12 protein-coding genes and 1 pseudogene are annotated in these 25,770 nt (G+C 55.1%); 6 read left to right on the top strand and 7 right to left on the bottom strand.

Features of this window, described 5'->3' with window-relative positions:
• Window position 1: 1 nt before the first annotated feature.
• Window positions 2-985: a carbohydrate ABC transporter permease gene (locus JXQ78_RS17765; RefSeq protein ID WP_407934065.1), complete on the bottom strand. Its 984-nt coding sequence runs from the start codon at window positions 983-985 to the stop codon at window positions 2-4.
• 6 nt (window positions 986-991) lie between these two features.
• Window positions 992-2,422: a substrate-binding domain-containing protein gene (locus JXQ78_RS17760; RefSeq protein ID WP_330633176.1), complete on the bottom strand. Its 1,431-nt coding sequence runs from the start codon at window positions 2,420-2,422 to the stop codon at window positions 992-994.
• 405 nt (window positions 2,423-2,827) lie between these two features.
• On the opposite strand from JXQ78_RS17760, the gene JXQ78_RS17755 reads away from it, so the two are divergent.
• Together JXQ78_RS17755 and JXQ78_RS17750 are read left to right on the top strand one after the other, a co-directional pair.
• Window positions 2,828-3,796, top strand: coding sequence for a sugar phosphate isomerase/epimerase family protein (locus JXQ78_RS17755; RefSeq protein WP_330633175.1), 969 nt, complete (start codon window positions 2,828-2,830; stop codon window positions 3,794-3,796).
• A gap of 589 nt (window positions 3,797-4,385) precedes the next feature.
• Entirely contained in the window at window positions 4,386-6,131 is a 1,746-nt protein-coding gene (locus tag JXQ78_RS17750) for an RICIN domain-containing protein (RefSeq protein WP_330633174.1), read from the top strand.
• Window positions 6,132-6,381: 250 nt separating this feature from the next.
• On the opposite strand, the gene JXQ78_RS17745 is transcribed toward JXQ78_RS17750, so the two are convergent.
• Window positions 6,382-7,905, bottom strand: coding sequence for a family 43 glycosylhydrolase (locus tag JXQ78_RS17745; RefSeq protein WP_330633173.1), 1,524 nt, complete (start codon window positions 7,903-7,905; stop codon window positions 6,382-6,384).
• Window positions 7,906-8,981: 1,076 nt separating this feature from the next.
• Between JXQ78_RS17745 and JXQ78_RS17740 the strand changes: the two are divergent.
• Both JXQ78_RS17740 and JXQ78_RS17735 read left to right on the top strand, forming a co-directional pair.
• A pseudogene (locus JXQ78_RS17740) lies at window positions 8,982-9,182 on the top strand (IS5/IS1182 family transposase); the annotation flags it as partial.
• Between the two features lie 396 nt (window positions 9,183-9,578).
• The gene (locus tag JXQ78_RS17735) at window positions 9,579-13,967 is read left to right on the top strand and encodes a glycoside hydrolase family 2 TIM barrel-domain containing protein (protein ID WP_330633172.1); all 4,389 of its coding nucleotides are present in this window, start codon (window positions 9,579-9,581) and stop codon (window positions 13,965-13,967) included.
• A gap of 831 nt (window positions 13,968-14,798) precedes the next feature.
• On the opposite strand, the gene JXQ78_RS17730 is transcribed toward JXQ78_RS17735, so the two are convergent.
• Complete coding sequence (locus JXQ78_RS17730) at window positions 14,799-18,824, bottom strand: beta-galactosidase small subunit-related protein (RefSeq protein WP_330633171.1); 4,026 nt, start codon at window positions 18,822-18,824, stop codon at window positions 14,799-14,801.
• 412 nt (window positions 18,825-19,236) lie between these two features.
• Between JXQ78_RS17730 and JXQ78_RS17725 the strand changes: the two genes are divergently transcribed.
• Window positions 19,237-22,188, top strand: a complete 2,952-nt coding sequence (locus JXQ78_RS17725) for a glycoside hydrolase family 3 C-terminal domain-containing protein (protein ID WP_330633170.1) — start codon at window positions 19,237-19,239, stop codon at window positions 22,186-22,188.
• Between the two features lie 47 nt (window positions 22,189-22,235).
• Here the strand turns inward: JXQ78_RS17725 and JXQ78_RS17720 are convergent, their stop codons facing one another.
• The 3 genes from JXQ78_RS17720 to JXQ78_RS17710 form a co-directional block, all read right to left on the bottom strand.
• Window positions 22,236-22,481, bottom strand: a complete 246-nt coding sequence (locus tag JXQ78_RS17720; protein WP_330633169.1) for a hypothetical protein — start codon at window positions 22,479-22,481, stop codon at window positions 22,236-22,238.
• A 687-nt stretch (window positions 22,482-23,168) separates the two neighbouring features.
• Window positions 23,169-24,131 carry a WD40/YVTN/BNR-like repeat-containing protein gene (locus tag JXQ78_RS17715; RefSeq protein WP_330633168.1) on the bottom strand — a complete coding sequence of 321 codons (963 nt, stop codon included), beginning with the start codon at window positions 24,129-24,131 and terminating at the stop codon, window positions 23,169-23,171.
• On the bottom strand, window positions 24,128-24,589 hold the full coding sequence (locus tag JXQ78_RS17710; protein WP_330633167.1) for a DUF6069 family protein: 462 nt from the start codon (window positions 24,587-24,589) through the stop codon (window positions 24,128-24,130). The genes JXQ78_RS17715 and JXQ78_RS17710 overlap by 4 nt, the downstream gene beginning before the upstream one ends.
• A 624-nt stretch (window positions 24,590-25,213) precedes the next feature.
• Here JXQ78_RS17710 and JXQ78_RS17705 point away from each other — a divergent pair.
• On the top strand, window positions 25,214-25,735 hold the full coding sequence (locus JXQ78_RS17705; RefSeq protein WP_330633166.1) for a hypothetical protein: 522 nt from the start codon (window positions 25,214-25,216) through the stop codon (window positions 25,733-25,735).
• The last annotated feature ends 35 nt before the right edge of the window (window positions 25,736-25,770 follow it).

Genomic DNA, 25,770 nt, shown 5'->3' with positions numbered 1-25,770 from the left:
GTTACAGTCCTCCCCGATCCATCCGCGCGAACTGCACGATGTACACACTCAGTACGACCCCGATAATCGCTGCGGTGAGGAATGCAATGGTCGCTGCCGACGCGTATCTACCCATATTGAACGTCGAAACAACCAGACACGACATGGTTGGGAGCGTGTTGCAGTTGGAAATCGTCTCCACCTGACCGTACACCTTCATCGCTGCGATCGTTCGAAAGAGCAAGGCAACCAGCACAGCCGGAAGGACGAGGGGGAACGTTATCGTTTTGAATTGTTGCCATTTTGATGCGCCAACGACTTTTCCGACCTTATACAGATCTCGGTCGATACTCTGGAGTCCAGCGAGGATGAGCAACGCCATGAAGGCTGATTGCTTCCATACGTCAGCGATTATGACGATGAAGAGTACAGATGCGCTGTCGGACAGTGGTGCGGATGAAATCACACCCAGCTGTTGCAGCGGCTCAACCGCAAACCCAATACTTGGCTGAAACATGAGAAGAAAGATCATCCCCTGGATCACGATCGGGACCGCCCACGGGAATATGAGCGCGACTCTGACCCAACGACGGCCCCGGAATGATTTGTTCAAGATGAGCGCTTGTCCGAAGCCAAGGACAGTCTCGATCGCAACAGCGATTACCGTAAAGAGCAGCGTCACAGTAAGAGCGCTGGTGAAGGGTTGGTGGAGATCGAAGAAAGGACGTGGAAGGAGATCGTCTGCCTGACCACTCAGAACGGCCGTATAATGCTTCAGCCCGACGAATTGCCCGATGCCCCCCGCGGCAAAAAGGTCGTCCGCGTGGAGCGACATCTCGAACGTGGCGATAAGTGGCCAGAGCGCCATCGTTCCGAGTAATAGTACGCTCGGTAGCAGCATTAGATAGGCGAACTGTACATCGCTCAATCGTTCTATGCGATTCAAAATGACTGTCCGTGGTTTGTCGTATAGCCCGCGCCAGATTGCACGATTTGTGGTTGACATGGTTGGTTAAACGCTTTCCTCAAGAGCGTGCAAGGAGTTTTCGAGACGCTTCATCGCCTGTTTCGGTGCGGTGTTAGCCAACGCAGCGTTCGCTGCTTGGGCGATCTGGTCCGACTCCTGTGGCCATAGGACGGTGACAGGCCGTGCGAGCGAATGCTGTGTGGCGAACCGCAGTTGGTCGACGTACCGTCCCATAACTGGTACTTGTCTCGCTTTTTTCGTCGTGAGTAGCTCGGGTTTAGGTGGTAACCAGCCGACGGTCTCGAACATTGTGAGCTGGAATGAGTCTTTCATCGTGGCTGTAAGGAATTCGAGGGCCGCATCCTTTCGTGGCGAATTCGGATTTACTGCCAGGTGCCAGCCACCGAGCGCAGCGATCGAACCACCCGTGAGTGGATGTTTTGCCGTATCAGGCGTCACACCGTACGGCATTGGCATGACGCCCATCTTCGTTCCAAGCTCGCTTTCGGCACCACCGATCGCGATCGAATACGGCCAGTTGCGGAGTGCAACAGCATTCCCGCTCGTGAACGGTCTCCGAGAGGGTTCAATCGTCCACTGTAGCACTGACGCCGGTGAGATACCGCCGGCAAAATCATCGAGTGAATGCGGATCCTCCGTTCCGTGGATGAACGTACGCGCCATCCGAAGCGACTGCAGAACCGGATCTTCGGTGACGGTAATAGGGCGGTCGCCGATATTTTGATAGAGGTTCGTCTCAGGATTCCCGAAGTACGCACCCCCCCAGCTGGAGAGGTATTCGTTGAATACACAACAGGATAACTGTTCGGCGGCGGCGGCCTGCCAGTTGAATCCATACTCGATGTCGTTTTGCTCATAGATGTCTTTGATGGCGTGAGAGAACTCCTTCCACGACATCGGATCGGTAGCGTGTTGTTCGAGATCGTAGCCTGCTTTTTGGGCCAAATCCTTGCGATACTGAATGGTCGGCACGTCCGGAAACAGTGGTAATGCGTACAGATCACCATCGGAGCCGACGGCCGTACTCACGCTCTTTTCAGCGTAATCATCACGTACGGTCGCTTGAACGTCATTTGGGAATGCACTCGAAAGATTGAGGATCAAATCACGGGTGATAAATGGTTTCGTCCAGCCAGAATCTATTAAAAAAACATCGGGAGTTTCCTCACCTGCAGAAAGCCACATTCGGTATTTGGCCTGTGCAGTGTCTGTGGTCCTCCCCATGGACATCGAGTCAATGGTGATGTGGTCGGGCATCCCCGCTCCATAAAGCGCATCAACCAGTACGTCCTCACTCGCTATCCAATCATTACTCGTGATAAACTTGAGTGTGGTTCCGCTGTTGCTCTCTCCACTGATAGCACTGCAACCTGCTAACCCGGCTGCAACGCTCGTAGCGCCTGTTGCTTTGATGAAATCTCGTCGGGGAATGGTTATGTCGCTTGCACCCATCATTGGTCAATCAGTCTCGTTACCGTGACACATACACAGTAGGGCGTATCACATACATAAATAGTTTTTGATTATTAAATTGATGAGTATCGAGGATCGAATCTCACATGATAGAGAGCGGTGGATCCCCAGTGCTTCGATCTAGTTGACTCGGAGCTGTCATCAGAAATCACCGATTGCCTGCTGCCTGAAGAGCTTCGCTCCGCTACTAACCGAGATCGCTCGGTGAAGCTTCGATCGGAAATGCCGCGAGGATACTACTACATCGCTCGCCTTCTCAACCATGCGGTAAACCGTAGTTGAGTCACTCCATCATCCGTGGTCGGCCACTCTCCTCACCCAAGGTTGACACCTCTTTGATTGGATAGGACAAAGAATTATATCAGAGGAATAATTCTGATCGATCGTATGCAAGTCGGAGTATTAACAGTACTTCTCGGTGACGAATCGCTCGAAAATGCCCTTGAATATCTGGACAGTATCGGCGTCCAGGCCGTCGAACTTGCCTGTGGCGGGTTCGTCGGGGACGATCATCTCCCGGTGGATGCGTATCTCGACGACACGGCGGCGCAGTCTGAGCTCCATTCGTTGCTCGACGAGTACGAAATGGAGATATCTGCGCTTGCGACGCACAACAACCCAATCCATCCCGACGACGAACGCGCAGCGCGGGACGACCAGCAACTCCGTGACGCGATCCGATTGGCGGAGCAGTTGGACGTCGACACCGTCACCGGGTTCTCAGGACTGCCGGGTGGTGGTCCGAACGACGAGACACCAAACTGGATTACGGCACCGTGGCCGGACGAGCATCTAACAGCCCAGGACTACCAGTGGCAGGAAGTGGCAATTCCGTACTGGTCGGAGATCGGATCGTTCGCCGACGACCACGGCGTGGATATTGCCATCGAAATGCACCCGAATATGCTCGTGTATGAACCCCACGGAATGATGAAACTGCGAGACATGACCACCGATCGGATCGGCGCTAACTTCGATCCGTCACACCTCTACTGGCAGGGAATAGATGTAATCGAGGCGATCCGGTTTCTTGGCGAACGCAACGCGATCCACCACTTCCACGCGAAGGACACCAAGATGTACGAGGCGAACGCCCGTACGGGCGGCGTGCTCGATACGACGCCCTACGACGACACATCGAACCGGTCATGGCTGTTTCGGTCGGTCGGCTACGGGCACGACGAATCACACTGGAAAGACATCGTCTCGACGCTCAGGATGGTGGGCTACGATGGCGTGCTCTCTATCGAGCACGAGGACGCGCTCGCAAGCCCAAACGAAGGGCTCGAAAAGGCCGTGGACGTGCTCCATCGGGCCGTTTTTCAGGAGACCCCCGGGGAGGCCTACTGGGCCTAACGACGCCAATGTACCGACTCAACACGCACAAGTAACGAACAATCAACGATTCAGGTACCAATCGTAATAACCTACAAGGCAGGACGCATCGGATGCAGATTTACAATACCATTCCGCTGGTCTTCCTGAACGCACCCGCAGTAGACTAAAACGTCCTCATCAGCCGTGATGAGGATGCATTCGCTATGATCCTCGACACGCCCTGGTGGCACTCACATAGCGACCGACTGGAAGAATATCTTCGACGACACCAAGCGGAGCACAAATGAGGTCAACTCCGTTGGGGTCTGAGGACGCTCCGTTTTTCGACGATATTCGCTGACTCCAGCCGACCGAGGATCTTCTGATACTCGGCTTGGCAGAACGGTATATCCTTCGTGGCCGCTTTGTGTGAGTACCTACTGCGTCTTCTTAGCCGCTCTATAGCGACAACATCGGTTGAGCCACACATCCCAATCCATTCATATATCAGACAAAAAATTTATATGTATCTTGTTTACAATATATAAGAGGATAATTCATGGTAAATAATCGTAGGAACGGCAATAGTACTATTAGCAGACGGACACTCCTGAAATCAGGTACTGCTGTGGGGACGTTGGGTTTCATCCTTCCGGCACTGGCCGGCGATGCTGCGGGGGCCACACAGACAATCACCGTTGACTTCGGAGTGACAGACGAACCAGTGAGCCACAGGGCTTCAGGAACGCTTTACGGAATCACGGCTGACGGGTCGACCCCGGCGGATGCGTGGATCGAGCCAATGAATCCAGTGTTGTTCGGCGGCGGTGGCGCGCGTCTTAGCGGTGGAGGCTGGGCCAACGGCGGCCAAAGCGGCTACGACACCCGGTGGAACATGGTTGAGAACCACTACAACCGGGTGACACAACCGAACATCGACGCCGAGTACTTCATCAAGTTCAACGACCTCTGGGGAGCGGACAGTGTCACCGTCACTGGAGACGATCCATTCCCGGGCGATAACGGTGACTGGAGTAGTTACGAATCGTTCGTCCAACAGATCGTCAGCGACATCAATGCTGCCGGGATGGATCGCAGCGTGATCCAATACGAGATCTGGAACGAGCCAGATCTCGATATGTTCTGGCCACGCTCTACGACACAGTACTACGAGATGTGGGAACGTGGCGTCAACCTAATCCAATCGCTCGATCCGAACGCCCGCATCAACGGACCGGGCGTTACCCACTACGAACGGAGTGTGATAGAAGACTGGCTTGACATGACGATCACCACCGGGACGGAACCGGATATCCTCAACTGGCATGATCTCCAGACCGGTGACGACGCCGTCGACGCTGCGAACGAAATTCGGGGCCTCTTGGCCGATCGCGGACTCACTGACGTTTCGCTCCAGATCAATGAGTACGTCCCAGCTAATAATCAGAGCCCTGGATACACTGCGTGGGATCTGTGCCGGGTCGAAAAGTCGGGCGTCAAGTGGGCTTCTCTGGCTAACTGGGATTACTGTTGTGATGGGGGAGCCCTCGCAGGGACACTCACGGAGGATGGGACCCAGCCGACCGGTCGTTGGTGGCTGTACTGTCGCTACGGGCAGATGACGGGCGACATGGTACCGACGGCGCGCAGTTCAAATATCGACTCGATCGCGAATCTGAATCCACCCAGTACGCAGTCCCGCATCATCGTGGGAAACAACGGCACCACGGGCGATATCGACGTGACGCTACAGAACGTCGACCAGATCAGTTCAAACAAGATACGGGTGAAGGTCGAACGGTCACCGGAGCTGTCGCCGCTCAGTGCACCGGAAGTGGCCCAAGACTACGTCACAAACGTGTCCGGATCCGACCACACGGTGGGGCTCTCCTGGAACCGGGCAACGGACGCGTACGTCATCACGGTGACGCAGGCGTCAGCCCCCATCGCGGACGGAGTGTACCGGATCGAGGCGACACACAGCGGTAAGGTCGCCGACGTCAACCAGTCCTCTACGTCGGACGGCGCGACCGTCCATCAGTGGGAATGGTTGGGCGGCGACAACCAGCGATGGATCGCGACGAACGTCCGCGACAACGTCTACACTTTCGAGAACGTCAACAGTGGCAAATTCCTCGACGTTGATGAGATATCGATGGCCAATGGTGCAGACGTTCACCAGTGGACGGGCACGGGTGCTGCAAATCAGGAGTGGTACGTCGAAGAGACGGCAAACGGTGAGTATCGACTCGAAGCGGTCCACAGCGGCAAGGTTCTGGATGTCGCTGGTGGTTTGACGAGTGATGGAGCTAACGTCCACCAGTGGATCGACCGGAGCGAATCCCAGCAGCGCTGGCAGTTCATCGCAGCCTAGACGTCAGTGGACTGCTTCTTTTTCGAGTAAGCGGCCAGAGGATCGAATCGACACTGAAGCGTACACCCAGCACAGTTCGCAGCCGTCGTGGGAGGGTATCTCTTTGCCAACGCAGTGAACTCACCGAAAGACCACGCTCCGCATAGTGCTGGACTGTATCGTGATCGATCTGAAGGTCGAACGTGTTCTGGATAATCCACTTGCAGACGTAGTTGCGATTATTATATTATTTATAGGAGATTGTAGAGAGCTACACTGACTCGAAGGTCCACTTCTGGTTATCACCACCCCAGTAGCTCCACTGAATTACGTTCGCCCCGTCGGAGGTCTGTGCGTTGTAGACATCGGCAACCGTACCGCTGTGTTCGGCCTCCAGCCGGTAGGTGCCGTCGCCGTTGTCGATGACGTTCCAGCGCTGGCAGGGGTGTCCGGAGCGTTCGAACTGCTGGATGTTTGCACCGTCGCCATACTCGGCGTCTACCACTTCCATGTACAGTCCGCTGTTGACGTTCGTGATGTGGTAGGTACCGTCCCTGTTCTGTGAGAGATTCCACTGCTGGCACGTACAGCCAGTGTCCGCGTACTGCTGGACGGTAGTACCGTTTTCCGTGCCAGCGTTCGCGACCTCCAGCAGTTTCGAACTGTTGACGTTCGTGATGTGGTATGTCCCCTCTGGAAGGGGGCCAGACACCGGACCAGTGCAGTTACTGGCACTACCGGGTGCCTGGGCCGCCTCGGTCGGCGTGTTGGTACACCCAATCACTGGCCAGTCGTTCTCCCACTCGATCCGATCCATCAGCAGGACGCGCCGCGGGACTCCATCGACCCACCCACCGTCCTGGGCGTCGTAGGCGTGGTACACCGTCCAGAGCGAGCCGTCGTCATATCTCATAACATCGCCGTGGCCCGGCCCCGGAAACCGCCGGTTGCCTGTTAGCACCGGTACTCCCTTGTTGTTGGCGTTCCGGTTCATCAGGTCCGTTCCGTTCTGATTGTAGTACGGCCCGGAGAAGGATGTCGACCGACCGATTTCGTACTCGTAGGTGCTAGCGAGTCCATCACAACAACCCCCCGTTGAGGGCATGAGATAATGATACTCGTTCGCTTCGAAGTGAATCGCCCCCTCGTAGGCGTTGCCGGCCACCTGCGTGTACGACGACGGATGCCAGCTTTGCAGATCTGGCGTGAGCTCTATCAGATAGATCCCATGAAAGCTCCCAAAGAACAGATATGGGGTGTTGTTGTGCTCGACAAAATACGCGTCGATGGTCCCACCGTTCTCGTGATCGCTGTCGCTGATAACCCGCCCGTGATCGGTAAACGGTCCCGTCGGAGAATCCGATGTCGCCAGTCCGATGCCAAACTCCCCACCGTTTCGTGGCCGTAGCGAGTAGAACATCACCCACTGGCCGTTGTAGCGGTGGATATCCGGTGCCCAGATCGATCCGTAGACCCACCCTGGCCGCGAAGTGAACGCCTCTCCCTCGTAGGTCCAGTTCACCAGATCCGTTGAGGATAGGATCGGTACAAGCAGTTCCTGGGAATCATTGCTCCCGTCGTCTCGGTCCATATTCGTCCCGTAGGCGTAGTACGTTCCATCGTCGTTGTAGATGGTCGGATCTGGAAAGTGTGGTTCGTACTGTGGGTTAGTATATCCCACCGCTGCTGCCGTTCCGCTCGCGCCCAGGAGACCAGCTACCCCGACCGCTCCTGCACCGATCGTCTTCAAGATGGTTCGACGCTTTATACCACTATGATCGTGATTGACTGTCATACAATAGTGTCGTATATTCATTCACATATAAATATTCCTGTCGCTTCTAAAATGGTTGGGATGGGTAGTTCTCTCAGGGGACCATTGCTCAGCAGCATACCATCCCATCGTTTCTATCACCAGTTTTCGCATCTCTTTCCCATATAGTAGTGAAACGATGCATCCCATGTTCAGGAATCCGTGCGACAGTCGGTGGGTCTGCTTCGACGCGGCGCGTTACAGGAACTGTTGGAACGAACGGCACAGTCCACTCTCATTGGCTCAAAGAGCAAAGGCACCTGATTTTCGTTTCCCATCGGTTCAATCTCGTCGATCACCGGTTCGTACTAGCATTCGTTTTTAATTCTCCCCATAATTTTGATAATTTAAAACCTGACATCACGGATCACGTGGATAGGGTTGTCGAGCTTTTCTCAGCTCCTCTGACAGGGCGTATGTGGGCGCGCCAGTTGGGCTCGTCAATCGGCTGGCGTCAGTCATTCCCGGTTTACTCACTACGCTCCGTCGTAACGATTTCGTTCCTCGTTGTGGATGTGTACGATTCGATCATTCGTTGTGCGTGCCGTCTTTATTCCATATTTTAAAGTAGCGAATAGTTGCCTGCCATCGAATCCTGTCGGTGATCCAGTGGGGAGTATTATCGGTATCCAGTACCCCAGGCGCGTTCCGAGACGGACAGATAGATACTCCATTTCCTACATTATCGGAACGTAAAATAGGACTGTGGCAAGTTTCGACCACTGAAATCATTACAATAGTACGTATGTAATGTCATCGGGCGTTCTCACTCTGAACGAAACCCATAAAACAATGTGACAGAGCCACAGACGTTCATTCACTCAGTCAGCCGCTCAAACGCGTCGTTTACGAGAGTCCGAAACACTTCTCCACTGGGCAAATGTCCAACCATCCTTTTCATTCTTCTCTATCGAATCACTAGACGAGATCGTGATGTGACGGTAAATCAAAGGTATTGAAGCGGGCGAGTGGTGATTGGCATGACCACCACTACCCGCTTTGCGGAAGAGATAGTCGATAACAAACAGATATTCCGACGATACGGGGAAGCAACCGTCCCGGAAAGCGGCGGCTTTGTCGAATACGCCGTCGTGACGCTGTATAGTCTGTGAGTGTACTTTGGGAAATCCTACCGAGAGGTGCCTGATCTATTGAACGAGATGCCCCAAGTCCTCGAGGAGATCGACCGCTGGTGCGGCGATCTCCCGGATAATCCGACGTTAGTAGAGGAGTTTGACAGGATCGAGATGGCCATGTGGTGAGTGCTGCTGCGTCTGTCGGCGTTTATCAGACTCTGTCTGAGGAGCCAGCCGTGCGATGGCGGTACGACAGACTGTGAATTGTTCAACTGATAGAGTTTGTGATGGAAGTGGCCCTACCTATTATGAAATATAATATTTCCTAGAATAATTTTAAATACATTACGGCATGACTTCCAATAACATGACAACTGGTGCCACAGTGGTTACACAGGTGCTGACGGTGTGTTCCACGCCGGCAAGCAATGGACTCTCAATTCCGTCCTCCGCTGGATGTCCAGGCAATTCTCCCGATTGGGGACGGATACAGGACTCCCGGAAGCTGATTGGAGAGCAATCGCCAATTTTCACTCAAAAACGTTTCACAGATGGTAGAAAAACGACGGTGGGATACCCATGAGCGAACGCAACGCGTCGTCCAGCAAGGATGCATATCTACTACTCAGGAACCTGACGCGGCGGCAGCTCCTGCAGGCCATAGGGGGATCTGCCGTCGGAAGCACCCTCTTGGGGGCTCTTCCCGGAACAGTCAACGCGGTCCCAGCTCCGGGTGCGATCAATTGGAGCAGTTACATCGAGACGCCGCAGATGTACGCCGAAAACGTCGAGCCACCGGCCGTTCCAACCTCGATACCGTATGGCTCGCTCTCGGGCGCGCTATCGGCAGAGCGTGATCGGGAGTTCCTCTCCGAGCAGTGGCTCGAATCCGAGTATGTCGAGACACTCAATGGTACCTGGAAGTTCCACTTCGGAAACAGCCTCGGCGATGCGGCGACTGACACCTCGAACTATGAAAACTGGGAATCCGTGCAGGTCCCACACACCTGGCAGACCGACGGCCACGGCGACCTCGATTACTTCAACGTCCACGTGGGATTCAGTCCGAACGACCCACCGAACGTTCCGAGTGCCAACAACAGCGTCGGTACGTACAAACGCGAATTCACCGTCCCAAACGGCTGGAACTCGGGACGCCAGACCTATCTCCGCGTCGGCGCGGCGAAAGCGGGCTACTTCGTCTGGGTGAACGACCAGTACGTCGGTTACAGACAGGGGTCAATGACGCCTGGCGAGTTCAACCTCTCCGAACATGTCACTGAGGGCACCACGAACACGATTACTATCCAGGTAATCCGTTGGACCGACGGCACCTATATCGAGGAACAGGACATGTTTCGCTACGCGGGCATCTTCCGCGACGTCCACCTCTACTCCAAGCCCGATCTGTGTATCCGCGATTTCGAGGCCGTCCCTGATCTGGATTCGACCTACACCGACGGGACACTCTCGGTGACGGCGTGGCTACCGAATGTCGACGAGAGTCAACAGAGCGCCACCGTACACGCCCACCTGTACGAACCTGATGGCACCGAAATCGACACCAGCAGTGATAGCGTTACTGTCGATGGTGGTGCCCAGGGCGAGACATCCTTCACATTCTCCGTTGCGAACGTCGAAACGTGGAACGCAGAAAAGCCGACGCTCTACACCCTCGGACTCGAAGTCGTTCCGAACGGCCAGTCGTCGGCGAGCGAAGCGCTCCTCGAGAAGATCGGCTTTCGCGTCTACGAGATTCTACCCGGCGACGACGGGAGCGGGGATGTCTTCGCGGTCAACGGCGAATCAGTAACGCTCACCGGCGTCAACAAGCACGCTCACAGCCCGTTGCACGGACGGCACGTCTCGAGGGAGACGATGCTCAAGGACGTACAGCTGATGAAGCAGTCCAATCACAACGCTGTCCGCCTCTCGCACTATCCCAACCACGCGGACTTCTACCGTCTCTGTGACGAGTACGGCCTCTACGTCCAGGACGAGGTCAACGCCGAGGCCCACGCCAACACTCACCTCTCGAGCGACGACAGCTACGAGGAACAGTTCGTCGACCGCTTCCGACGGATGGTCGACGGTCACAAGAACTTCGCTTCGATCAACATCTGGTCGACCGGAAACGAGGCCGGACTCGGCGACGCCCATTACACGATGCGTGACGTCGCCAACTCCATCGACGGGTCACGCATGCTCTACCACCAGGCCAACAACGGTGGAACAGCCCCCTACGCCGATATCGTTGGACCGCGGTACCTTTCCCCATCGGATACCGAATGGCGCGCCACCAGTGATGACGACCCACGCCCGTGCGTGATGGGCGAGTACGCCCACGCGATGGGCAACAGCGGTGGCTTGCTACAGGACCACTACGATGTGATCAACAGCTACGACACGCTTCAGGGTGGATACATCTGGGACTGGGTCAACCAGTCCAATCACCTGATACGGGACCCTGGTGGCGACGGATTTCTGTCCGAACCTCATCGGACCGGTGCCATCGAGGATCAGTCGATCACGGGCAACCACAGCACAATCCACGGGACTCCTTCAGCGGTCAGTGGCCAGAGCGGGTCGGCACTCGACCTCAATGGGTCCGGCGACTGGGTCGAGGTCGCCAACGGCGATTCGCTGGATATCAGGGACGAGCTAACAGTCGAGGTCGTGGTCTGGGGAGACACGAGTCTCTCAGGCCATCAGCCGTTCTTGGTCAAGGGAGACACCCAATACGGCCTCAAGATGAACAGTGGAGACCTCCAATTTTTCGTCTACGATGGCTCCAGCTGGCAGACCGCCACAGCCGCGCCGCCGAGTGGCTGGGACGGTACCTGGCACACTGTCACCGGCGTTTACGACGGATCAACACTCCGGCTGTACGCCGACGGTGTTGAGCTTGCGAGTACTTCGTTCTCAGGGTCGCTCCATAGCAACCACTTCGCGGTCGGCATTGGGCACAACACGGAGGAAGCGGGCCGGTACTCGGGGATAACCATCGATTCGGCACGCCTGTTCGATCGGCCACTGTCGGCAGGTGAGGTGGCCTCCTTCTCATCGCCGGAGGACGCGACGCGTCTCTGGCTAGATTTTTCTCTCCGAGAGCGGTACCGGTTCTGGGATCCGGACTCACCCGACCAGTGGTTTTCGCTCAACGGGTGCGTATATAGCGATCGCTCGACGATGCCGGAGTTCGAACAGGTCAAGAAGGCACACCAGCAGGTCGGCTTCGAGCCGGCCGATCTGGCCAACGGGGACGTTGACGTGACGAACCGCTATGACTTCACAAACCTCTCGGCGTTTGACGTGAGCTGGGAGCTCACGGAAGACGACACAGTGCTCCAGAGCGGGACGCTCAGTTTGAACACCGCACCGGGCGATACCCAGACGGTGAGCGTCGGTTACGCGCAGCCGGCGTTACAGGCCGGCTCGGAGTACTTCCTGAATCTGAGTGTCACGCTCTCCTCCGAAGAGTCGTGGGCACCTGCCGACCACGAGATCGCGCACGACCAGTTCAAAGTGCCGTGGAATGTCCCGAACGATCCGGAGATGCCCCTCACGAACATGGATGGCGTCTCGTACTCGACGAGTGAATCGGCAGTGACAATTGCGGGATCTGACTTTACCTACGTGTTCGACACAAGCGTGGGGCGGTTCACCTCTCTCCAGCGCTACGGCGTGGAGTTTCTTACCCGTGGACCGGAGATGAACGCGTGGCGCGAACCTATCCTCAACGAGCGCTCGAACTGGGGCGACGCCGAAGCAGACGACTGGTACGCGGCAGGACTCGACACGCAGGTGCAGACCGTCGGTAGTTCGAACGTCTCACAGCCCGACGGGTCGGCCGTGCGAATCGAACTCTCGGCGACCAACTCGTCGTCAGACAACAATGCGGCATTCGACACCGATTACCTGTATCACGTGCTTGGCAGCGGCGATATCGTCATACGGGTGCAGATCACACCCAACGCAGACATGCAGAACGCGGTTCACTTCCTGCCAAAATACGGTCTCTGGATGCGCCTACAGGATCAGTTCGGCAACTTCGAGTGGTTCGGGCGTGGCCCACGCGAAACGTATCCGGACAAAAAGTGGGGCCAGCGGATCGGTCGGTACAGAGGCGACGTGTCGGACCAGTACGTAGCGTACCTACCCCCGTGCGATTATGGCAACAAATGTGACACCCGATACGCCGCGGTGACAAACGACAGCGGAATCGGACTGCTGGCCCAGGATCTTCCGGAAACGGACACGATGAACGCCAGCGTTCAGACGTTCACCTCGATGGCCACCGTTGACTACGACCACCAACTCAACTTTGCCGACGGCATCGTATTCAACGTTGACTATGACGTAACGGGCGTCGGTGGGACGCCAGTCAATGTCAGAGATCCGTATCGGGTTTTCCCGGAACAGGTCGAGTTCGTCTACGCGTTGCGGCCGTTCGATGGTTCCAGTGAGGACCCGCTCGAACTCAGCAAACGTGACCTTCCCTACTCGGGAACCACGATCGGCAGCGGTGATGGTTCAGGAACCATCGAGGACGGCACTTACCGCATCAAGCCGGTCCACAGCGGGATGTCCTTGGACGTTTCAAGCGGGGCAACCAGTGACGGGGCACGCGTCGTCCAGAACAGTGACGTCGACGCCGACCGCCAGTACTGGATGGTTGCAGAGACGAGTAGCGGCGTCTACGCCATCGAGAATGTCAATTCCGGAAAGATACTAGACGTGGAAGGGGGTTCGATCACCGACGGTGCCAATATCATCCAGTGGACCGACAACGGCGACGACAATCAGCGCTTCCACATCGAACAAGAGGGCAGCAGCTACCGCATCGAGAGCGTCAACTCCGGAAAATTGCTGGATGTGGAAGGGGGTTCGAGTGCCGACGGTGCTAACGTCATCCAGTGGACAGACAACGGCGGCGACAACCAGCGATGGCAGCTCTATCAGGTATAAATCAGGCGGTGAGTTCTACACGGACACAAATCAAATATCACGTTCTTCTGTCCTTTTGGACCCACTTCCAGAGCAGTTTTCCGCGTTCAGTGAGACCGGTGTTGCTTTCGAAGACATTCTGGAACGATATGGTAGATCTCGCACTGAGCGGTCGCTGAGGGAGACGGTGTACCGCAGTACCCACGCTTGCTGTGACAGTTCTGACGGGCTCGAACGGAGTTGTCACTCCTATCAGCCATGCTCGGTGGCCCCCTGGTTTTTATTGGTAAGCCTCCACATGAACTCGAGAAAGCCAAGTGGAAGGCTTAGAGACGGCATGTCGCTGAATCGATTTGTGGCCAAGAGGACTCGCAGAACACACTCGCGCTGTCTTTGACGCGTGAATTCATGATCATGAAAACCTCTTCTAAAGATTCGTCGAGCGAACTTCTCTCCTTCAGTCTACTGGTTGCTACGAACGCAGTAAATGGGATGGTTGTTCCCATCCCCTTCCGACGATGTCAACGCCGTCGGGTGGTGGTTTTCTGATGAACTGGTAGTGGAGGGAAGATCAATTTCAGTCTGGGCAACCTCACCGATATCGCCCGATCAAACAGCACATTCTCGCACGAACGTCCACAACGAATCACACGCTTCGGTTCTGGACCTCTATACCGCTCCAATACCATTCTATCTTCTGGAGACCAAGTTTGACGACACCATTGGTGATCTGTGTCCTAGCATTACACGCAATAGAAGAGTAATGGTGTAGCGTAAAAAGCAGAAGGCATCGAGGATTGATCCCGAGTGAGAGCCTACTCAGGGAGAGACGCGTCCTTTCGAGCGGTTACATTATTCTATCGAACGGGGGAACGGTGCTGCCATCCCGTTGTCACGCCCCGAGAACGGACACAGCGTCATGGTGAATTCAGTCGGTTCGGGTTGTACTTGATATTTTTCACGTGGCATAACAGGAGTACCTCCAACTCCAGTCACTGCGTGGTCGAGGTTGAATCCTATCGAATCACGCGTTTCGAGTTCATACTGATAGTTGGCAGCATCGAGATTACTGTACTGCTCGAGACTGACGTTCATTGTCTTCTGGGCAAACGCGGCGATGCCAACGTTTCCATCGGTAAGCGCAGCCCATCGCGTGTCGGCCTTGTTTCCGTTGTCCTGCGGTGGAAGATACGGGACGTACTGTTCGTCAACACTCCCTGAGTACTGACCGATCCGCACCCCGGTCTTCCGGTCGGGATAGGTTTCAGCAGGGCCGCGGCCATACCATTCGAATCTGTCGAGCGACCATGGTATTTCTAGTTGCAGTCCAACTTTCGGTAGCCAGTCGCCAGCCTCCTCAACGAGTCTATCCGTAGGATCTGCACGTACTGTTGTGCGTACCTCACCAGTTGGCAATACGCGGTAGGAGTACGTCGTTTCGTAGCCCGCTGGTGGTCCCTCCACCGTCGCTCCGAGGGCACGACCGCGAACTTCGACGGTGACACTGCGCTTTGAATCTGACACTGCAACGTGCTCAACCTCATATTGGATGTCATTTAGTCCGAGTTCGTACCAGTTTGACGCAGGATGTGAACCCCAGGCCTGTTGCTCGTTCATGATTGGAGCGCGCCAGAAATTAAACACGGGACCGCGCGTTACGAGTTCCGTTCCCTCCATTTCCATCGTCGCGAACGTACCGAGCGACTCCTCGAACGCGTATTCGAATCCGTTCCCAGAGACCATGAATCCCGCGTTGGTCGACTCAATCGAAGGCGAAGGACCAGGAGCGAACGGTGGGGACTCAGCGTGGGAAGGAGGCGATGATTGGTGGCGTCCAGAGCCGGAGGGCTCAACTGAGAGTGCAAACTGCTCGAAAGCAATCTCGTGATTTCCATCACTCCATTCTCTGTTTCCTGATATCGAAAGTTCTAGCCAGTACTCCGTTCCTGAATCTTGGCGTGCTGGTGGTCTGAAATCCTCGATTGATATGATCTCCGTCGTGCTCGGCGGTGTTTCGAGATCGAGCGTTCCTTCCTGTATCCTCTCTGCAGCCCTCAAGACCGACCACGTAATGTCGAACTCATCCAAACTCGTGAACTGGTGATGATTGGTAACATAGAGCTCCCCGTTTGTGAGATCCCTTGGTGTCGCTTTTACCGGTTGGTGACATTGTTTGAGTTGTTTCAACTCGGGTTGTGGTCGACGATCCGACCAGAGCATCCCGTTTAAACAAAATGCTCCGGCCGGTCCATCGCGATGGTAGAACTGGAATGGCTCGCCGTCTGCAGTCTCGTCGTTCAGATCCTGGTTCACCCAGTCCCAGATGAACCCCCCCTGGAGACTCTTGTCCCTGAGCAGATCGTCAAAATCGTACCACAAAACGGTATCATCGCTCGGTTCGTTCCGTCCGATCGTTTCGGGTGACAGCGCCGTCGTGTGAACGGCAACCGACGCTATGGTCGCCGCGAAATAGCGGCCACGATCGTCGTGCCCAATGGAGACGGCGCTGTTAGTCGCTTCGATCGAACGATTATTCTCAGTGCTCGCGACCCGCTTTCCGTTTACATAGAGCGTGAGACGATCGTCCGAGCAGACGGCCGCCAGCGCGTACGTGTTCGTTTCAGGGGTGTCTGGCAGCGTTCCGACAACCGATACCCCGCCAACGGTGAATTCGATGCGTTCTTCAGCAATAATATCGAGCGTACACCAATCGCTCGTGAAGATCGACGCAGGCGTGGTGGTATCGAAATCGCCGACCGTAATCTCGATGGTGAACTCCTGATCGGGAAGCAACTCCTCAGACTGTACATCGATGTAGTCGGTGCCCCCGTCGAGTGCGAGTGCACCACCATCCCCCAACGAAACAACCGTCGGAGAGCCAACGAGTACGCCGTCGTTGGCGTTCGTCCGATCACGTACGCGACGGACTGGTGGCTGAATGTAGTCATTCCACATCTCGTCGATCAATCCAAGACTGTTGCCCATCGCGTGGTTGTACTCACCCATGACGACCGATCGATTGCCATTACCGGGTGATCCATCCCCGCTCGATCGATCTCCAAACCGGGGGCTATCGCTGACATCCCCACCCCTCCCTAGGGCGAGAAGCGTCTCGGTGTCAATATAGCGCGGACCAAGCATATCACTGTACTCGACATCCCATCCGCCGTGGTTGGGCTGGTGGTACATGATCCGATCGGCCGAGTGGGAGTCGATGGCCCCAGGCTCAAATGATTCGATGGCTTCGCCCGACAATCGTGTCGTATGGCTGGTATCTTCAGGAATGGTCTGTGTATCACCGAGCGCCAGTGCAGCCATATTAAGGTGTTCAGCACTGGTTCCGGCCTCGTTACCCGTCGACCACGAAAACACTGACGGGTGATTCCGATCACGGAGTATCATTCGTCGGAAGCGCTCGAGACACTGATCGTGATACGCCGATGTCTCTGCCAAGATTCCTTCCCACCAGTGTGTCTCACAGTTGACCTCGTCCTGAATATAAATCCCATACTCATCAGCCAGACGGTAGAACGACGGATCATTCGGGTAGTGTGAAGTTCGGATGGCATTGAGATTAAACCGCTTTAGCAGTTTGCAATCCATCCGCATCGTCTCTATTGGCACCGTCCGTCCCGTATCGGGATCAGTTTCGTGGCGATTGACACCTCGAACAGTGACTGGTTCACCGTTCACCGTAATGTGACCGCCCGGCCCACGTTCGGCTTCGTACGACCGGAACCCGACCTTCTCAAGCAAAACTTCACTGGCACTGTCATCATCACCATTCGGAAGCAGTTCCAATACCAGAGTGTACAGATACGGCTGCTCCGAGGACCATTTTGCAGGATCGTTTACCGCCGCTTCGAGTGTTGTGACACCGCCGCCATTGTCAATTGATACCGACTGTTTGATGGTCACAACTTCCGTTCGGCCATCCGATTCGTACAGCGTCGCACGGACTGAGCAGTCGCCACTGCCAGTTCCTGAATAATCGGCAAGTTCGGCGTCGATTTGGAGGTGAGCATCCTCGTATGCGTCATCGAGTTCAGTCCGAACGGAAAAATCGCGGATGTGTACCGGAGGCGTCGAAAACAGGTAGACGCTCCGGTAAATGCCGGCGAACTTATGCATATCAATACACTCCAATGCCTCGCCGTCGCTCCAGCGATACACCTGGACGGTTAGTTCGTGGCTCTCTCCAGCACGGAGGAATTCGGTACTGTCGAACTCACCGGGGGTCATAGATCCTTGCTGGAATCCAACGTACTCACCGTCTATCCAGACGAAATAGGCCTGCTTGACACCTTCAAAATGGAGAAACACCTCTCGATCGTTCCAGCTGGAAGGAATATCTATCGTTCGACGGTACACGCCGACTGGGTTGGGTCCATCGGAGCCGACGCCTGGAACAGTAACCCTCCCCCGTTCGTCCGGAACGAGCTCCCACTCTAGATCGGGATCGTACCCTGTCCACGTCGGTTGCCAGTTCGTATAGACGCGCTTATCGTATCCTTCCGTCTGCCACGGGCGGGGAACCACAATTTCCTCCCAGGCATCGATCTCATCCAGTGTTTCGGGAAGTTCTGATGGTCGCTCAAAAAATCGAAAGCGCCACTTCCCATCCAGGCGTTTGAAATACGGCGACCCGTCGAACCGCTCTTCGAGTTCAGTAAACGGTACGTCCGATTCGATCGCTTGTGCTGGTGACTCATACGGAACCGTTGTCGGTGTGTGCGTTGGTTCGCGGTGCTCCTGGAATACTCCAGGGGCTTCGAGATACGCGGGGAGATCACGGATCTGTCCAGGTGTGAGAGCAGATTCCGATCGTGCATTGACGGTAGGGACACTCAGTGCCCCGAGCGTGGCTACTCCACTCAATTCTAGAAACTCTCGACGGGAGGTTGATACTCGTGGGCTGGACATGTGATGTTCCGTCGAATTTCTGTTTGTTCTCATGATTTCCTGTGGAAGGGAACTCAAGGGAGAACCCTTCCATCGTGGTCAATAGATGATATGCAGTTGGAAATAACTAGCATGTAATGTCCAGTCTTGCGAAATCGAAGTGCTCCTTCTGGACCACCGCAGGATAAGGAAAAAGCGGCTGATACCATCGTAGCCAGGACTGAGGAATTTGCTCCAATACGCCGCCCACCGATCGCAGTGACAACGGATCACTGTCCGGTAGAAGCACGCAAGCTTACTCGAACTGAAAAATGATATACTCAGACCACCCTAAAAATTCATACACTAATAGGTAGTTTTTTAATACTATTAGGATAGTCTATACATGATGTCGGGAGATTCAATTAGCCAGCTTCGACGAGAACTGCTTCGGAGTATTGGAATGGGGATGGGTATTTCGCTGGTCGGGGGCTCTGCAACCGTCGAAGGGAACACGAGTGACGAACATGAAACAGAGAACAAGGATTCGTTCGACAGTCACATCTCGGACGTGCTTGAACAACTCGACGTTGCTGAAAAAGTATCGCTACTCCACCAGTATCAACCGTCGATTCCACACGCCGATCTCGAATCATTCCGGACCGGAACAGAAGCACTTCACGGGGTTGCCTGGTTGGGTGAAGCAACCGTCTTTCCGCAAGCCATCGGACTCGGTAGCACGTGGAATCCGTCGTTGATCAAGCAGATTGGCGATGCTGTTGGTGATGAGGTTCGTGGAAAACACGACGCAAGCGACGGCACAGTCGGGCTCAACGTGTGGTCACCGACGGTCGATCCACTCCGTGATCCTCGTTGGGGACGAAACGAAGAGGGATACTCCGAGGATCCACTGTTGAGCAGCGAGATCGCAACAGCCTATACTGACGGACTCACAGGGAACGATCCGGAAATATTCAAAACCGCACCCGTTCTCAAACATTTTCTCGGGTATAACAATGAAGTCAATAGAACGACGACGAACGCTGAACTCCCACCCAAACTGCTACACGACTACTACCTCCAATTTTTCCGACCAACCATCGAATCTGGCCATGCTGTCGGCGTGATGGCGTCGTACAACCTCGTCAACGGACGACCGATGACAGTGTCGCCACTTCTCAATCGGGTCCGTGAATGGGCACCCGAAGAACAGTCAATACTGAACGTTAGTGATGCGTGGGCACCCGTTAATCTAACTGGCGAGCAGGAGTACTTCGATTCAGAAAAAAACGCCAGGGCGTCCGCGCTACGGGCGGGCCTTGACAGTTTCACTGAGTATGGAGCGGATAGCTCGCCAACAATCGACACGATACGTAAGGCGTTGGATAGCGGGCTCTTGCATGAGGAGGACCTCGACGTGGCGGTCGAACACATCCTCACCATACGATCGATGCTGGGAGAGTTTCTCCCCGCCTCAAAAGACCCCTATTCAGACATCACTGCGGACGTTATCGGCCGTCCTGAACACCGAGAGCTGGCCCGTAAAGCGGCACGAGAACAAATAGTTCTCCTCAAAAACGATTCCGACGATCCCCTTCTTCCGTTGTCCGAAGACGAAACTGTCGCCGTTCTCGGGCCGCTTTCGGACCGGGTGTTCGAGGACTGGTACAGTGGGACTCCACCGTATCGTATCACTCCCAAAGAGGGTATCCGGGATCAGTTGGGCACCGATCAGATCGAGTCTGCAATCGGAGCCAATCGGATCGTACTTCGAGACCAGTCTTCTGGGGACTACGTGACTGGGACCGTTGGCACTGGTGGTACCCTGGGACTGAACAGTACCGACGCTCCGAGCGTACAGCTGTTTGAGTCGGTCCAGTGGACAGACAGTACATGGACGCTCAGGGCAACAGCAAACGGTCGGTATGTGACTGTAGAAGACGAGCAGCTCGTAAACTCCGCCGAACGACCGTCTGGGTGGGAAGTCGTTCAGGAAGCCTTCGAATTCGTCGAGCTTGGAGACAACTCGACGGTACTCCATCACCCAGGTAGTGATCGTTACGTTGCGATTGAGGATCGAACGCTTCGCGTTACAGCAAACGAGAAAGCTGATGCAGCGCGATTCGACGTTGAAATACGAACTGATGGTATCGAGGAAGCTGTCGAAACGGCAACTGAGGCCGACGTCGCAGTCATATTCGTCGGGACACACCCGTTGATGGGGGGCCGGGAAACCCAGGACCGAGAAACACTCACTATTGCACCTGCTCAGCGGAATCTAGTTGAGAGTGTAGTTGCGTCCCAACCTCGAACCGTTCTCGTTCTCGAAAGTAGCTATCCCGTTCACGTCGATGGAGCAGAAGATCAAATTCCATCCATCCTGTGGAGTAGTCACGCCGGCCAAGAGACTGGCCGAGCGCTGGCTGACATACTGGATGGTACCGTCTCCCCGGGGGGCCGGTTGACTCAGACCTGGCCGCGTTCGGTCAACCAGCTCCCAGATATCCGCGAGTATAATATCGCCGAAACAGAAATGACATACCGGTATGATCAGAAGAATCCCCGATACGCGTTCGGGCACGGACTCTCCTACGGGACCTTCGAATATAGTGACCTTCGTGTTTCACCACGCGGGACGCTCAAAGCTGGTGATACCGTGTCTATCAGCGTTCGAGTGACCAATACCGGATCCATGGCTGCTGATGAAGTGGTCCAGTGTTACACGAAACAGCACCGTTCACGGACCAAACAGCCCCACAGAATTCTTCGAGGATTCGAACGGATACATCTCGATCCCGGTGAGCGCGAAACGGTATCATTTCGCATTGATCACGAAGCGTTTGGATTCTGGGACATAACCCAACGGAAAGCAGTCGTCGAGCGAACAACCCATTCGATATTCGTCGGCTCTGCTTCAGACGATATTCGGAAACGGAACGCGGTACGGGTTGACGGCGAGCGGATTCCAAAACGCGATCTCTCCAAAGAGACACGGGCTGTCGACGCCGATGATTGGTCGTGGTCAACGATCGAGCTTCTCGACCACTCTCGCACCGAAGGGACGGTCGTCGGTATGGCTGATGGATCGTGGATTTCGTTTGCTGACGTGGACTTGCGAAGGCACTCGAGTGAAGCTATCGTTTCGATTGCGAAAGCAAAAGGGGACACATCGACGATCGAGCTCCGCATGGGGTCGCCATCGGGTCGAATGCTGGGTCGGACCAGCATTTCTCCGACTGGGGACATATATACCTATGAAGACATCATGGTGGCACTGAACAGAGCAAATGGGAACAACCAAGAGTTGTACATTGTAGTTCATGGTGGAAAAATCCGTATGCACACTGTCCAACTCGAGTGAGCAGTGTAAGCTGTCTATTCACAGCGAGTGATGCGTAACCATCACCCTCACAATACATTCAAGATGACGGGATACAGCATGACCTGTCGTCTGATACAGAACGGAACTGGAAACCAGGGCGAAACCTGGTGTCGTGAGTTTCTTCCCCGAACGTCACGGAGGGAACCGTCGACCTCGTCGCGACCGTAGATGTCGACGAAGGTGCCTGACGAACGCCCGTTCACGGAAGCTGGGTCGGTGAGCGGTTGTACGATCTCAAGGAATATCCACTGCTCGTAGATGGTGTAGTTCATCACATCGATCTGCTGGTGGATATGGCTGGAGAGCAAACATTTGACTTATCGAACAGTTCGTCGACTGGTGTGCGGGTGATGAACCGATGAAAACGCACGTCCGCTACCCTTCAGGCGATGGCTATTGTTTTTACCGCCATCAAGAGCGCTGAAAGGAGAGACGCGGTCAGAGTGTAAGAGTTCTTGGCCAATCAAGTGGATTCGTCCCCACGAGTTGTGGCCTCGAATAAAAACTGTCACCATGTTAGCCAACGGAATCGGCGATGATGCTCCGGAATCGGTGCGAGTTCGGCACGATTGAGAGAGATCATCAGAAGATCCGATAGACATCGTGTTCGAACGCATTGAGAGCGCCAGGGGGTGCGGGTTGCTCACACCATCACGGGGAGCTAATCGAAAAGCTAAGTTAACCACTCTACAGTCTTTTATAGGGCCATTCCCAAAAGAGTAACTAAATCACGATCTGGCACAGAACAACCCAACAGACGGCATACTGTTCCAATAGAATGACTTACATAGTGTCATAGAACAGGGAAATCATCCGGTTCTGGACCGATCTCCCCGTATTTATGGCATCTCTTTCAGCAGGTTGATAATATCATCTATCCAGTCTATCTACAAAAAGGAGTCATGTTCGTCAAAGAGTTCGCTACGTGGGGAGGGTAATCCGATTATGTATCACACTTCTTAGACGAGAGCTAGCGATTGACATCTCCCTGGGACGTTTCCAACGGACTTCCACTCATCGTTAACTCGTCGGAGCACTGAACCAGTGTGCGTTCCTGCGAACACGTCTCCGTCGGCGCTATCGGACGCTGCCCACGAGAGCACGAACTCGTCACCAGCGCCAGGATACGATACGGCTTCAAGCGGATCGCCATCGTCAGTCGCCTCAAACAGCATCGCATCCATCGTACTGTTCCACGGACCCCGGGTCGCCGCCGCGTACAGCCGTCCGCCATGACTGAACGACTCTCTGAAATACGGGTGATTGTGGTCGTCAAGGCGCGTCCAAGAGCCACCAGCATTCCGTATCCGGAAGAGCCCGCCACCACACGAGATGAGAAATTCGTCGCCACTCAGTGCAAGGACGTGGTGGACGTCGTACTGAAGGTCGTCCGTTCGTTCGGTCTGGAGTGTTGCTCGACGCTCTTCGAAGGACTTGCCACGGTCATCACTCACGAGAACACCACCGACCTCAACCCCTGCAACCACACGATCAGGAACCTCGGGATGGACACTGATACTTCTGACATGGGCCTCGTTACGGTGGCGAGGCGTGTGCCACATCCCACGCGATGGCACATCCTGAAAGCCCGATAGCTCACGCCATGAGCACCCACCGTCCGCAGAGACGTACAGATGTGCCGGATGCGTTCCAGCGTACAGACATTCGCCATCAGGACTCAGAGCTACTGAATAGACCTCGCACCGGGGAACGTTCAGGTCGGTCCAGGTCTCACCATTGTCACGCGAACGGAACAGCCCGGAGCGCGTTGTTGCAAACACCACGTCGTCAAACCGGCGAACGCGAAGGACGGTATCGCTCGCAAGCACTCGACGTGAATCGGCAACATCGTCGATGGGTGTACGATAGACGCCCTGGTCGGTGCCGACCAGCAGCGTCGTGTCGGCCATCGCACTGCTCATTGGGGATCCTCCACGGTATCGTCCGGGCGGGTCGGTGGTTGTCGCAACAGCCAGATGATGGTGAGTGCCGATGTCACGTGCATCAGCCCTAAAATTGCGTAGACGACCACAGGAGCGCCGTTGAGCGCGGGAGTGAGCAGGTTCGCGTACGAGAGAACCCACACGATCACGCCGACGATTGTGAACATTCGGTTTGGATGCTCGGCGTAACGTGCGATGACGCCGTATGCGACCGTCGCTCCAACCGCACCGACAGCAGAACTTGCTGCGACCGGTCCCCAGCCGAGCGGCACGGGCTCGAACGCGCTGGGAATCGCAACCACCGCAAGCGCGAGTTCGAGAACGAGGATGTTCACCACAATCGCTGCGAAGACAGCAAGGCCGCTAGACCTGATTAGTTGCGTTCTACGCACGTGCTTCGACCGTTCCGATTCGACCACTGGTGCCGTAGTTGGCATATATCATCGTATGAGAGAAAATGATCCGATAGTATGGGTAAACATATTCATGCAAATAAATACCCCTGCATGGGAATCCGAGCAGTGCTAGGGTCCGTATAACGGATTCCACCCAGAGTATTTCATTGTAATGTCAATCCCTGGCGTATATGATTCACGGAATCGATAGCCGCTCACACTCACGATGGCTCACTGAAACCCACAAGCCCACGAACTCCAGCAGTGAACATCGCAAGCCATCGATCGAGGGGGTGCAATCAGCACCTGGACCGTCACGCTCAAATTGGAGTATTGCGATGATGTCACTTTTTCTCAGAGCCGATTCAACCTGTTCCGGCCAACAGCTATACTATCGCTCTTTGAAGGACACAACGGAATTGTATGAACCAGACCGCAGACACAGATCCCACCGAATCATCGCCGCACCGAAACGCTCATCTGTCTATCGGCGGCGGATTGGTTCTGAGTAGCACTCTTGCAGTGCTGGTATTAAATATCGTCCACGGAGACCTGCCCGGAACCGGCCAAGCAGCGATGGAGCATATCAATCCTGTATTTTGGAGACCGATTCACATTCTCACAATCATTGCGATACTGGTCGGAGCCGGCGGCCTGGTACTGATAATGCAGACGATTGCCGATCCCGTGGCTGCTGCAGTTGGAAAGCTTGGATCGGTCTTTGTGATCGTCGCTTCTGCCGTACATGGTGTCGATTTCGCGATCGATGGCTTCGTACTCTCTGCGCTGGTCGAAAACTGGGAGGCAGCCACCGATCCGGTGACACAAGAAACAGCCGTTGCACAGGCAGATCTCGTGCTCACGATCATGGGCGGGACATCGTTCACTTTTCAGACGTTGTACGGGCTGGCCATCGGAACGTTGGCAGGTGCTACACTCGCGTCCCGGGAGTATCCACGGTGGCTCTGCTGGATGGGTATCGTCGGTGGAGCAGGTTGGGGAACCATCGGTCTCTTGGTTTTTGTCCAGATGCCCAGCGTTCAGTTTTGGATGGTCTTCCCAGCAACATTGCTCGCCAGTGCGTGGCAGATCGGAATCGGCTGGATAGCCTGGCAGCGGTCAAGAGTTGGGCCAGGCACACACAACCCGACACATTCTCAGACAGAAGGAAACGAGGATGGTACGTGAGTCTGAGACCCTGCATTTTTAAATGCTATTTCACC

This window comes from Halocatena halophila, from assembly GCA_027563145.1.
GTDB classification, from domain to species: Archaea; Halobacteriota; Halobacteria; order Halobacteriales; family Haloarculaceae; genus Halocatena; species Halocatena halophila.
Note: the sequence above shows the minus strand (reverse complement) of the source record. Positions and strands in the feature narration are given on the sequence as shown.